10 protein-coding genes are annotated in these 12,514 nt (G+C 43.2%); 4 read left to right on the plus strand and 6 right to left on the minus strand.

Annotated features, from left to right (window positions below; translation table 11 throughout):
- Positions 1-46: 46 nt before the first annotated feature.
- Positions 47-1,102 carry a type IV pilus twitching motility protein PilT gene (locus ACHUET_RS01695; RefSeq protein WP_058024233.1) on the minus strand — a complete coding sequence of 352 codons (1,056 nt, stop codon included), beginning with the start codon at positions 1,100-1,102 and terminating at the stop codon, positions 47-49.
- Between the two features lie 305 nt (positions 1,103-1,407).
- On the opposite strand from ACHUET_RS01695, the gene ACHUET_RS01700 reads away from it, so the two are divergent.
- On the plus strand, positions 1,408-2,145 hold the full coding sequence (locus ACHUET_RS01700) for a YggS family pyridoxal phosphate-dependent enzyme (protein ID WP_394210121.1): 738 nt from the start codon (positions 1,408-1,410) through the stop codon (positions 2,143-2,145).
- Positions 2,146-2,211: 66 nt separating this feature from the next.
- Here ACHUET_RS01700 and paeA read toward each other — a convergent pair whose 3' ends face one another.
- On the minus strand, positions 2,212-3,486 hold the full coding sequence (paeA, locus tag ACHUET_RS01705; RefSeq protein ID WP_201598970.1) for a polyamine export protein PaeA: 1,275 nt from the start codon (positions 3,484-3,486) through the stop codon (positions 2,212-2,214).
- A 220-nt stretch (positions 3,487-3,706) separates the two neighbouring features.
- Entirely contained in the window at positions 3,707-5,398 is a 1,692-nt protein-coding gene (locus ACHUET_RS01710) for an NAD+ synthase (RefSeq protein ID WP_394210122.1), read from the minus strand.
- Between the two features lie 825 nt (positions 5,399-6,223).
- Between ACHUET_RS01710 and ACHUET_RS01715 the strand changes: the two genes are divergently transcribed.
- The 3 genes from ACHUET_RS01715 to epmA all read left to right on the plus strand — a co-directional run bounded on the left by ACHUET_RS01715 (position 6,224) and on the right by epmA (position 9,686).
- Positions 6,224-7,381, plus strand: a complete 1,158-nt coding sequence (locus tag ACHUET_RS01715; protein ID WP_394210124.1) for an AI-2E family transporter — start codon at positions 6,224-6,226, stop codon at positions 7,379-7,381.
- Positions 7,382-7,458: 77 nt separating this feature from the next.
- Positions 7,459-8,583, plus strand: coding sequence for a 4-phosphoerythronate dehydrogenase (locus ACHUET_RS01720; protein ID WP_394210337.1), 1,125 nt, complete (start codon positions 7,459-7,461; stop codon positions 8,581-8,583).
- 86 nt (positions 8,584-8,669) lie between these two features.
- Positions 8,670-9,686 (plus strand): EF-P lysine aminoacylase EpmA, encoded by a 1,017-nt coding sequence (gene epmA / locus ACHUET_RS01725; protein WP_394210126.1) that lies wholly within the window; start codon positions 8,670-8,672, stop codon positions 9,684-9,686.
- A gap of 162 nt (positions 9,687-9,848) precedes the next feature.
- Here epmA and ACHUET_RS01730 read toward each other — a convergent pair whose 3' ends face one another.
- From ACHUET_RS01730 to ACHUET_RS01740, 3 genes are all read right to left on the minus strand, one after another.
- On the minus strand, positions 9,849-10,490 hold the full coding sequence (locus ACHUET_RS01730) for an SDR family oxidoreductase (RefSeq protein WP_394210128.1): 642 nt from the start codon (positions 10,488-10,490) through the stop codon (positions 9,849-9,851).
- 234 nt (positions 10,491-10,724) lie between these two features.
- Entirely contained in the window at positions 10,725-11,174 is a 450-nt protein-coding gene (locus ACHUET_RS01735) for a YaiI/YqxD family protein (RefSeq protein ID WP_093067583.1), read from the minus strand.
- Positions 11,174-12,490 carry a 5-(carboxyamino)imidazole ribonucleotide synthase gene (locus ACHUET_RS01740; RefSeq protein ID WP_394210130.1) on the minus strand — a complete coding sequence of 439 codons (1,317 nt, stop codon included), beginning with the start codon at positions 12,488-12,490 and terminating at the stop codon, positions 11,174-11,176. Before ACHUET_RS01740 ends, ACHUET_RS01735 begins: the two co-directional genes overlap by 1 nt.
- Positions 12,491-12,514 lie beyond the last annotated feature (24 nt).

The following is a 12,514-nucleotide window of genomic DNA, read 5'->3' on the forward strand; positions in this document are numbered from 1 at the left end:
AGTAACAATCTAGCACTATTCACGCTTTTTTGTGATTTGGCTGAGACTATAAAAATGCCTCAGGTTGCTTAGCATAAGGACGAGCCACATCTTTACTGATGGTGCCTTTGCCAACCAAGTTTTTTAGCGTCTGATCGAGTGTAATCATGCCTTCGCCTGCACCCGTTTGAATGGCAGAATACATCTGAGCAATTTTGTTTTCACGTATTAAGTTACGGATAGCGGGTGTGCCTAGCATGATTTCATGAGCTGCCACACGTCCACCAGCTTGACGACGTAGCAGTGTTTGTGAAATAACCGCTTGTAGTGACTCTGATAACATGGCACGAATCATGTCTTTTTCGGCGGCAGGGAACACGTCGATGACACGGTCAATCGTCTTAGCGGCTGAGCTAGTATGCAGGGTGCCGAACACTAAATGTCCTGTTTCTGCTGCAGTCAATGCCAAACGAATGGTTTCAAGGTCACGTAACTCACCAACCAAGATGACATCTGGATCTTCTCGCAATGCTGAACGTAATGCAGGCTCAAAACCCAAAGTATCACGGTGTACTTCACGCTGGTTAATCAGACTTTTTTTCGATTCATGAACAAATTCAATCGGATCTTCAATCGTTAAAATGTGCTCTTTACGGCTTTCGTTAATATAATCAATCATTGCCGCTAGCGTTGTTGATTTGCCCGAACCAGTTGGGCCGGTAACCAATACCACGCCACGTTTGAAGTCTGAGACACGTTTGAACACGTCGCCCATGCCTAAGTCTTCCATGGTCAATACTTTAGAAGGAATAGTACGGAATACCGCGCCTGCGCCGCGATTTTGATTGAACGCATTGACTCGAAAACGTGCCAAGTTTGGAATCTCAAAAGAAAAATCTGTCTCAAAAAATTCTTCAAAGTCAGCGCGCTGCTTGTCATTCATAATGTCATAAATGAGCTGATGAACTACTTGGTGCGTCATCGCAGGCATATTGATGCGTGTCATCTCGCCATCGGTACGAATCATCGCAGGCATGCCAGCTGAAATATGTAAATCTGATGCTTTATGTTTGACCGTAAAACGTAGCAAGTCTTCGATACTTAAGGTGTTTTTTTCAGCCATAATCCGATATTCCTATCAATTAGTCAGGGTAAGACAAAAGAGCATAAAGGCACGTGGTAAACTACCCATCAATCGCTTTATTCAAGCGTAAAATATGGAAGAGTGAACCAGCATGCAGTCTTTACCACCGCTATCATATTCAGTAGCATATGTTAAAGCATGTAACAATATCATAACAAGACTGTGAGTATTTAACCATCTACTCCTTTAAGAAAATATGAAATTCGTCATTTTCCAGCCAATTTCATATATGAATGATGGGTTATTTTTTATTAAAAATTAAGTAAACTTTGAGAGCCCTATATATGACTGATATGAAAGAGACAAATCAAAGTATTGATAATCAGGCGCTTGTCGCTAATTGGCAGCAAGTCAAAGAGCAAATGACCCAAGCCTATGAACAGGCATCTGAGCGAGATAGTAGATCTGCCAATACTACAATTTTGCTAGCCGTGTCAAAAACCAAGCCTGCCAATATGATTGCTACTTTGGCGAATGAAGGACAGCAGCACTTTGGCGAGAACTATCTACAAGAAGCCATCGAAAAAATAAATACGCTAAAATCGAATCCTGAATGCGCGGATATCGTCTGGCATTATATCGGTAGTATTCAGCGTAATAAGACACGTGATATTGCCGAGCATTTTGATTGGGTGCAAACCCTTGAGCGCGATATCATTGCCAAACGTTTAAACGATCAACGCCCAGATGAGCTCCCAGCATTGAACGTACTGATTCAGGTAAATATTGACAACGAAGACAGCAAGTCAGGTTGCTTACCAGCAGAACTGCCAGCATTGATCACAGCGATTAAAGGCTATGAGCGCTTGCAACTGCGCGGGTTGATGATTATCCCTGCCAAAGCAGATACAGATGCCTTTGCTCGAACCAAGGCATTGTTTGACGATATCAAAGCCAGCCATCCAGAGTTGAATGCTTGGGATACGCTTAGTATGGGGATGAGTGGTGATATGGCAGAGGCCATAAAAAACGGCTCTACCATGGTACGTGTTGGTACGGCTATTTTTGGTGCGCGAGACTAGTTTTGTGCGCGAGGCTAAAATGCTGCGTCTTAGGCCAATTGAATAAATTATTAATTGGCCAATCAATCAAACCGTATCTTCTCGTTTGGTCACTAGCATTTGAGTGATTTTCAGATTATCGGTGGCAATGATTTCAAACCGATAATTGGCATACTCGATCGTATCGGTCTTCTTAGGAATTTTGCGAAGCATATACATCATAAAGCCGCTGATGGTCTCATAGTTCTCACTGCGTGGTAAGTCGACGATATCTAATGCACGAATGACATCTTCAATAGGGGTCATACCATCGATCAACCACGAGTTGTCTGTACGCTGGACAATAGGCTGTTCCTCAAGCGTTACCAGCTCACCCATCACGATACTCATGACGTCTTTGAGTGTGATAACCCCAACCACGAGCCCATACTCATTCACAATAACGGCAAAGTCTGCACCAGTAGACTTAAACATCTCGAGCACTTCAAACAAAGACAACGTATCAGGCACAAAGAGCGCAGGCTTTAGCAGAGATTTGTTTGTGAGGCTAACCTCTTGCTGGTTTAGAACCAACGCCAAAAAACTGCGAGACTCTACGTAGCCAACGATATGTTCTAAATCGTCATCATGGCAGACCAAAAACTTATTATGCGGTTGCTCAATCATGACCTCTACGACAGCTTCGGTACTGGTTTTGGTATCAAAATACACGATATTTTCGCGTGGGTTCATCACCGAGGTGACGGTACGTTCTTGCATATCAAAGATATTTTCGATCAGATGATGTTCTTGTTTTTTGATCACGCCCGCTTCAGCACCCGCATCCATGACGGCATAGATATCCTCTGGAGTCATATCGTCTTGGCGTATGGTCGAGATACCAAAAAACTTAAAGAGGATATTTGCAGCACCATCGAACACCCATATGATCGGCTTTAATACAAAAATTAATAGCATCATAGGGCGTACCAGTCGCACCGCTATCATCTCAGCATTCGACATCGCCAAACGTCTAGGCATCAAATCGGCAAGTAGTGAAAACAAGCTGGTGATGAGTACAAACGATATGACCGATGCGATCGCTTCACTATTGAATAACTGCTCTAGATAAGGACTGATGGCCGATTCACCCACGGCACCAGCCGAAATAGCAACGGCATTTAGTACTATTTGTACCACGGTGATAAAACTACCGGGGTGCTCCTGCATATTGAGGACATCAAGTGCGCGAACATCGCCTTCTTTTGCCATGATTTGCAGTTTGATTTTACGTCCTGCGGCAATGGCAATTTCAGCGGCAGAGACAAAGGTACTCAAGGCAAGTAGAAGGAGAAGAAAAACACTAGCAGTTAGCAAGCTCATGACAGACTCGAAAAAGAAGTAAAGGTAATTAAGTCAAAAATATTGGGTAGGTTTATGTGGAAAAAATAGGAATATCTATAAATTGTTTGGTGAATAAAAACCAAAAAAGCTGGGCAAGCACCCAGCTAATAGGAAAAATTTGACGTTTTGTCAAACGATCTGACTTGCACCTTTCAACTCATAAATTCATAAACCGTATAAGCTGAAAGGCAAGTGCGATTTAGCCTTTAATTGACCACTTATTGACCAACGGATAGCGGCGTTCACGTCCAAAAGCTTTGTGGCTGATCTTTGTACCGATTGGCGATTGCAAGCGTTTATACTCACTATTGTCTACCATCTTGATGACTTTTGCGACCATCTCAGCATCAAAGCCTTTATCGATAATTTCCTGATAGCCCATGTCTTCATCGATATAAGACATCAAGATACCGTCCAATACATCATAATCAGGCAAGCTGTCTTGATCTTTTTGATCTGGACGTAGCTCAGCTGATGGTGGACGAGTAATAACACGCTCAGGGATGACTGGCGTGTCTTCTAGGCGATTGCGGTAGCTTGCTAACTTATACACTTGTGATTTATACACGTCTTTTAGTACGTCAAAACCGCCAGCCATATCGCCATATAGGGTCGAGTAACCAACCGCTAATTCTGATTTGTTACCTGTCGTAATGACCAAATGACCAAACTTGTTGGACAGTGCCATCAAGACAACACCGCGAGCACGGGCTTGGATGTTTTCTTCAGTCGTATCAGCTGGTGACTTATTAAATAGAGGCGCTAACGTATGACGGATACCTTCGACGGCGTCGAAAATAGGACACACGGTATAAGAGACATTTAAGCGACGTGCCTGAGCCTGTGCATCTTCTAGACTGATCTGAGAGGTGTATTCGTACGGCATCATGACGGCATAGACCTTGTCAGCGCCCAACGCATCAACCGCGATACAGAGTGTCAGTGCTGAATCAATACCACCTGACAATCCGACGATAATGCCAGAGAATCCTGAGTGATTAACATAGTCACGTAGACCGACGACTAACGCTTGATACATCTCTGACTCACGGCTTAGGGTCAACGGCGCTTTGGCTTGGTTGTTGAACTTAGCCGTTTTGACATCTAAAGTGGCCAATAATAACTGATTCATAAAGCGCGGTGCTTCATGGGCCACGCTGCCATCGGCTTGCACGGCCATAGAGCCGCCATCAAACACAAGATCATCCTGACCGCCAACTGCATTGACATAGACGATAGGCAAGTTGTTTTCACGGCTGCGCTTGGCAAGCATGACTTTACGGTTGTCTTGTTTTTCAATCTCAAAAGGCGAGGCGTTTAAGCTAACAATGAGGTCAGCACCTTGTTTTTTGAGTTCAGCAATCGGGTTTTTGTCCCATAAATCTTCACAGATGAGCAGACCAATCGTAATGCCTTTATAGTCAAATAAGACTTGATTGCGACCTTTATCAAAATAACGGCGCTCATCAAATACACCATAGTTTGGCAACATCTGCTTGTGATAGAAGCCCTTTTGATGACCGTTATGTAAGATAGCAGCGGAGTTAAAAGTACCGTGATGATCGACATGCGGATAGCCGACAATCATGACGATATCGTCGATATCACTCAAAGTAGATAAGGCGCTTTTGACACGGCCTGATAGGCTTGGGCGTAGTAATAAATCTTGCGGAGGGTAGCCTAGTAGCGCCAGCTCTGGGAATACGATAACGTCAGCACCTTGTTCGCGTGCTTGTAATGCAAGCGTGCGCATTTTTTCAACGTTAGTTGCGATATCGCCTACCAAAAAATGTGACTGCGCTAAAGCAAAAGTGACCGTATCTTGTGGTTTGTTGGTCTTGCTGGCTTCATTTGAGGGGTTAAGATTGGGATTATCAGTGTCTTTTGACATTGTTATTGTTCCTATCGATATATTATTAAAATTTGGTGAGTCTGTATTGATTTAAAATAAAATCAAAGTAAGTCCGAAATTCATTCAAAACTGCGCGCTTGCTTATCAAGCTCGAATGTTGAGTTGATATGACAAGCCTAAATCCTACATAAGCGCTTAGACAATGCTTAAAAGCATGATTGCTTATGCCTCCTATCCCAAATGCTCGTGCCATCCTAAAATGAGATCTTATGATAGTCTAGAAGAAGACGATACAAGAGGGTCTGGAATCTGCTTTGATAGATGCGATGTTTATGCAACGACAAAAATAAAAGCGTACAAATGCACTTAACTATATTGAAAAGCTTAAAATAATTGCTTTAGTATAACATCAATTGTCGTGACAAATAGAACGCACCAGTGAATTCCCTGATAAGATCGCAGTTTAATAGCTGAACATAAAAGCAGCTGCGATGGCACTGTTTTTCACAGTAAATCCATGCATTATGCGCTAGTCATTCTGGTCATCATCTAGTAAGCTTGCATAGACAAAGTTGTAAGTAAAGATTACAACATAGCGTTATATAATTATCATAATCTATTGCATAATGGAGCGTAATAGCTGCGTTTTGCGCGATGTTATTTATCAGAGTGATAGTTTGCAAATACGCAGTATTGTCATGTGATTTAATGGGTTTGACACCATTTTTTCTTTATATACTTATAATCTACCATCCTCGCTAATGGATACAGTTTATGGACAGCGTCTATAAGCTGATGTTCATCACACATTTATAAACTTGCCAGCAAAACTATCGTTTGCTGTCCGCTCTTGGTTTATACGCTATGATTGAAAATTGGACAAAAGAATTTATTATCCAGCGCTTGCTTGCGATTACTTTGCTGGTTGCGCTGTTCGTATTATGCTTTCAAGTGGTGCAGTTTTTTATTGTACCGGCATTGTGGGCGGCGATTTTGGCGTATGTGACATTCCCTATTTATGAGTTTTTTCACGAAAAAGTTAAACTGAGTCCAGATTTTAGCGCTGCCATTATGACCGTGAGCATCTCCTTGATAATAGGTGTGCCATTGGTTATTGGTGTATTTATTTTGCAGCAAGAAGCGTTAAGCTTAATCAGTAATTTGGTCTATCGTATTAAAGTAGGCTATCTAGATGTGCCTGACTCATTCAAAGACTTACCGATTATCGGTCAGCAAATCAAAGACGTACTGTGGCGAATCAATAAAAACCCAGAAGGCACGCTAGAAGCCTTTCGTCTTTGGGTTCAGTCGCACTTGTATTATGGCAAGGTAGCATTTGACGTGGTGTTCAGCGGTCTGGCCAAGCTTGGTATGGCACTGATGACACTATTCTTTTTTTATCGTGATGGTACCAGTCTGGTTCGCCAGATTCGTCAAGCGCTGCGTAACATCATCGGCAATCGCATCGATGGCTACATCGACTCTGTGGGTACAACCACGCGTGCGGTGGTATATGGCATTGGGCTGACGGCATTGGCTCAGGCATTATTGGCGGGTATCGGCTATTACTTCGCTGGTGCGCCAAGTCCTATCTTATTGACCATTGTCACGTTTATTATTGCGTTGATTCCCTTTGGTACGCCATTCGTTTGGGGCGGTGTGTCTATTTGGCTACTGAGTCAGGGACATACTGCAGAAGGGATTGGTTTGGCACTATGGGGCGTGTTTGTTATTAGCTGGGTGGATAATCTCATTCGTCCTATTGTTATTAGTGGTGCGACCAAAATCCCATTTATTATTATTTTTATCGGTGTATTGGGTGGTCTGACCGCGTTCGGTTTTGTTGGATTGTTCATCGGCCCTGTGGTATTGGCTATCGGTCTGGCTGTATGGCGCGAGTGGATATCGCAGCATAAGAACGAGATATTTGCGCCGCAAGAAGTCACGCTCTCTGACCCAAACGCTATAGCGCCAATACGTAACCCAGAACAAGACACAGTCGGTGGAAACGAGTCTATATAGAAAACCCTTATCGATAGAGAAAATTGCCAATGACAAACAATAATATCGCAGATGCTATGGACAATAAAATAGATGCGATGAGTACGGCTAAAGACATCACGATCGTTGCTGATAGCAATATCGCTAGCCTGAATGATTTTTTTAATGCTGCTACGCTAGGTGAATTGACCGAGCAGACAGTCAATATCATTACTGTCGCTGGTCGTGATATTGATGCAAAGCTGCTGTCTGAAGTACAGCCAGATATTTTGTTAATACGCTCGGTCACACAAGTCAATGAGGCGCTATTGGCTGATAATCATAGCGTGCAATTTGTTGGCTCAGCGACTATCGGTACAGATCATGTCGACCGAGACTATTTAGCGATGCGCAACATTACTTTTGCCAATGCTGCTGGTTGTAGCAAGCACTCGGTGGCTCAGTATGTATTGACAGCTATCTTGACCATACGTCCAAACTACTGGCAGCAGCCCGTGACACTCGGTATTATCGGCCTTGGTAATATTGGTAGTACGCTTGCTCAATATGCCAATGACTTGGGCTGGCAGGTGCTTGGATACGATCCATTATTACCAAGCTCTACTATTAATAATGCCAGCCTTGAACAAGTGCTCTCTCAAAGTAACGTGGTGAGTTTGCATGTGCCTTTGACAATCGAGAAAGTTGCCACTGATTCTAAAGGCAGTGACTATCCAACGCGTCATCTCATCAATGCAGATACATTGGCCATGATGCCTGCTGATACCATATTGATTAATAGCGCGCGCGGCCCTGTGATTCATGAAAATGATCTCAAGAACGATATTGCTCATACTGGGCGACAAGTGGTTTTGGATGTGTTTGAGCATGAGCCAACGGTTGCTGATAGCCTCCTATCTAAGCTCACAATCGCCACACCGCATATCGCTGGCTACACATTAGAAGGCAAGCTACGTGGTACACAAATCATCTATGATGCCTTGTGTGAGAAGCTAGGGATCATACCTGCCCAGTCTATGTCCAACCTGCTACCACTTAACCTGTTTTTGTGGTCTGAGCTAAAAGCAAACCCAGACAGATTGCCAAAATTTTATGACATTATGCAAGATGATGCTTCGTTGCGAAGCAAAATATCTGGTGAAAGTTCTGACAAACAAGTGAATGGCGCTGACTTTGACGGTTTAAGACGTGATTACCACTTGCGCCGTGAGTGGCAATCCTAATCTAACAATTTAAAAATACTATTCTTAAAAACATAAATAATCTACGTCATTGAAGCATTATTATTTATGAATCACGGTAGACAGTCATGAGCCAATCAAGCAGTACATCTAATCATAAACCTAACTACGCACCAACCATGACACTGGCAATGGCACAGCAACGCGCCAGTTTTATCAGTGATATTCGGCAGTTTTTTACCAGTCGTCAGGTACTTGAAGTGCAGACGCCGCTTTTATCGCAAGCGGGGAATACCGACACTTTTTTGCAGTCAGTGGCAGCGCACGTGACCTATCAAGACCGTCCTCGTACTTATTATTTGCATACGTCTCCTGAGTTTGCGATGAAGCGTTTATTGGCGAGCTGGCAAGTACCTATTTATCAAATTTGTCCTGTGTTTCGGGATAATGAGATAGGCGTGCGTCATAATATCGAATTTACGATGTTAGAGTGGTACCAGCCCAATTACAGTCTCGATGATATGGCAGGTGAGCTTAATGAGTTGCTTACGGCGCTGTATGGTCATCCAATGGTGATGAGCCATTATCGCTATGTCGATGCTTTTATGGATTTTGTCGGTATACATCCACTGACAGCGAGCCTATCCGCGCTCCAAGCTGTAGCAGAAGATAGAGGGTTGATAGGATTTGATTTTAATGATGCTGATGATAGCGAAGCAAATCGTCGTCAGAACTGGTTAGACTTACTATTTAGTCATGCAGTAGAGCCAAATTTGGGACATGATTTGCCGACACTGATCATAGAATATCCACCTGCGACAGCGGCATTGGCAAAGACAGCGCTGGATAAAGAAGGGAATAAAATAGCGAAACGCTTTGAGCTGTACATCAATGGGATTGAGATTGCTAACGCTTATGATGAGCTAGCAGATGGCCCAGCATTGCGAGCACGTTTTGAACAAGACAATCAATTACGTCAGCGTCATCATCTGCCGCAAATGCCGATTGATGAGCATTTAATTGCTGCATCTGATGACTTGATTCCTTGTAGTGGTATCGCGGTCGGTGTTGATAGATTGCTTATGGTCATAACGGGTGCAAGGAGTTTGGAGGAAGTGATTGCTTTTCCCAGTGGTCAAGCATAACGAGATAGATAGCTTTTATTCAGAGCAGCAAGAAAAAAAGGTCGTTCCCGATTTACCAATTAAATATTGGCGAATCGATAACGACCTTTTTTATAATCTGATTCTGAGATTTGACGGACGTAGTTACATCTCGGCAGTCTAATCTATCTAAATAGTGGTGGTTTATACTGTAGCAATGGCTTCATTGATGTCGATATCACCATTGTGCAAGTTGAATACTTTTCCAATAGTATTATCGGCGGTTAGGACAGCCGCTAATGTCGTCGCAACATCTTCAATAGCATTTTCGCCAGAGCTGGTGTCATCAATCGTGATTTTCCCTGTACCTGCACGTTCTTTTAGTGCACCCGGCTGTACAATGGTGTAATCAAGTGTGCTGTTACTCACGAGCCACTGATCGGCATAATGCTTAGAGATGTAGTAGTCTTTTAGATCTGCAATATTAGGGTTGTTTTCCCATTTCTCAGTCTCCAAAGAAAAGACAGAACTAAGCATAATATAGCGTTTGATACCTTTATCTTGTGCTGCCTGCATAATCTTTACTGCACCATGTAAATCGACTTCTAGTACATCTTTACCACCAGATCCTGCGACAAAGTAGACGGCATCAATATCTTGATCCAGTTGTTTTTCAATAGACTCTTTGCTAGCAGTAATATCCAAATCTAGCTGGCTATAGCTATCATTATCAAACAGCTTTTCTTCTTGGCGAGTCGTACCAATTACTTGGTGTTCGTCAGCTAATAGTTGCTTAACCAAGTTACTACCGACACGACCACTTGCACCAACGACTAAAATTTTCATAATCATTCCTATTTTTATTTAAATTCTATTATTTGAGGCATTTAATAAATATATTTATCTCAAAAACTGAATGTATCTTAACAAAGATAGGCAACACGCTTCGTTATAAAGCGTGCTGATTGAATAGGTTTTGGTTATAGAGTGTATACGGTTTGCAAGGAGGTATACGTCACTTAGAAGACATCATCTAATAGGTGGTAAGCAGGTCAGTGTCAGACGGAATGATAAAGCCTACTAACGAACCAAGCGATTGAGACCGTCGGCAAAGGCTTTTTTATCGCGGTCACCGTAGGGTTTTTGCCCGCTCATCTCTTGCAGCTCTAGGACACCAGTGCCGCGCATGGTGTCCATAAAATCGCGCATATTGAGCTTTTGCTTAATATTGTTTTTGTCATAGACCACGCCGCGGGTTGTCAGTACTAGGCCGCCTTTATCCAAAATATCATTGGCTAAAGGTATATCGCTCGTAATCGCCAAATCGCCTGCCTGTATCTGCTCGACGATATAATCATCAGCCTTGTCGAAGCCTGATGGTACAACCGTCATGACGAGCAGAGGAGATTTGCGTAGTTTGATTGGCTGGTTGGCGACGAATATCGCCATTGTCTTGGTACGTTCAGCTGTTTTGATAATCAAATCTTTGGCAATCAATGGCACTGAGTCTGCATCCACCCAAATTTGCATTATTTTTTGGCCTTCTCTGTCTTTGGCGACAATTTCGCTTCAATACCGTTATCTTCTAAGTCGTCGTTTTTAGCTTCGACATCTGCGGTATTAGATTGAATATCGATATTTCCATACTCTTTGTCCAAACCTACTTTATTTGGCAATACGGCAACCAACTTTGCCATGGCTGATTCTAAGTCAGTCACATCATTAGGCATCAAGGTGATATGAGCAATCTTGCGATCGTCACGCTCGGCTTTATAATAGCTATGATAGTGAGCGCCATCGATATTTAGCACGGCACTGATATCAGGATATTGGCCAAGTACGTTGACCATAATCGCCGGATGGACATTGTCTGTATCGCCTAATGGCAAGTTGACCACAGCACGGATATGATTTTCAAACTGGCTAGTAACCGCGCCTTCGATACTCCAGTGTCCAGAGTTATGCACACGCGGGGCAATCTCATTAGCCAGTATCGTGGTATGACCGCGAGCATCTTTGGTGACAAACAGCTCAAGTGCCATTACACCCACATAGTCTAGATGGTTCATGATTTTTGTGATGGCGTCTGTTGCCTGCTGGAGCAGGTGGCTTGTACCGACCGCAGGAGCTTGAGTTTTTGCCAAAATACCGTGATGATGATGGTTTTCGACCAAATCATAACAGCGTACCTGACCGTTTTGTGCTCTTGCTGCAATGATAGAGACTTCACGATTAAAATTAATGAAACCTTCAGCAATCAGTGGCGCAGGCGTTGGCGTGAGTGAGCCTTTACCACTGACGGCATCTTTTAGCTCAAGCCAAGCAGTTTTAATGTCATTGTCTTGTTTGATAACGAACTGACCTTTACCATCGTAGCCACCGCGACTGGTCTTCAAAACGATAGGCAAGCCCAACGCTTCACAAGCTTGTTTTAACTCAGCTTCAGAATTAACTTCCATAAATGGCACGGTGGCGATATCGAGCGCATTGAACATCTGCTTTTCTTTTAGACGGTCTTGGGCTATATCAAGCGCAATCAGTGGTGGGAACATGCCTTGCTTGTTACCAGACTTTGACAAGCTCGTTAATTGCTCGACCGTAGACGTTGGCGTGTTCTCGAACTCTAGGGTAAAGACATCAGCTGCCGCGATAAAGTCTGCTAATTGATCGCTATGAAATACGCGACCATATAGGCTGGCAGGGCATTCTGAATTGTCTTCTAAAAACACGCATTGGTAACCGAGTGGCATCGCGGCTTCGGCAAGCATCATACCAAGCTGACCACCGCCTAAAATACCGATGGTACGAATGGTTTGGGTAACAGGATAAGCGTTTGCTATAGTCATGAAAGGCTCTTTGAATAAAAGTGA

Origin of the sequence: Psychrobacter piscatorii (assembly GCF_043641605.1) — a bacterium.
Classification (GTDB): Bacteria; Pseudomonadota; Gammaproteobacteria; order Pseudomonadales; family Moraxellaceae; genus Psychrobacter; species Psychrobacter piscatorii_C.

Bases quoted from the DNA above. Each gene is read 5' to 3' on its own strand.
- ACHUET_RS01695 (WP_058024233.1), bottom strand. From the start codon at position 1,102: ATGGCTGAAAAAAACACCTTAAGTATCGAAGACTTGCTACGTTTTACG.
- ACHUET_RS01700 (WP_394210121.1), top strand. From the start codon at position 1,408: ATGACTGATATGAAAGAGACAAATCAAAGTATTGATAATCAGGCGCTT.
- paeA (WP_201598970.1), bottom strand. From the start codon at position 3,486: ATGAGCTTGCTAACTGCTAGTGTTTTTCTTCTCCTTCTACTTGCCTTG.
- ACHUET_RS01710 (WP_394210122.1), bottom strand. From the start codon at position 5,398: ATGTCAAAAGACACTGATAATCCCAATCTTAACCCCTCAAATGAAGCC.
- ACHUET_RS01715 (WP_394210124.1), top strand. From the start codon at position 6,224: ATGATTGAAAATTGGACAAAAGAATTTATTATCCAGCGCTTGCTTGCG.
- ACHUET_RS01720 (WP_394210337.1), top strand. From the start codon at position 7,459: ATGAGTACGGCTAAAGACATCACGATCGTTGCTGATAGCAATATCGCT.
- epmA (WP_394210126.1), top strand. From the start codon at position 8,670: ATGAGCCAATCAAGCAGTACATCTAATCATAAACCTAACTACGCACCA.
- ACHUET_RS01730 (WP_394210128.1), bottom strand. From the start codon at position 10,490: ATGAAAATTTTAGTCGTTGGTGCAAGTGGTCGTGTCGGTAGTAACTTG.
- ACHUET_RS01735 (WP_093067583.1), bottom strand. From the start codon at position 11,174: ATGCAAATTTGGGTGGATGCAGACTCAGTGCCATTGATTGCCAAAGAT.
- ACHUET_RS01740 (WP_394210130.1), bottom strand. From the start codon at position 12,490: ATGACTATAGCAAACGCTTATCCTGTTACCCAAACCATTCGTACCATC.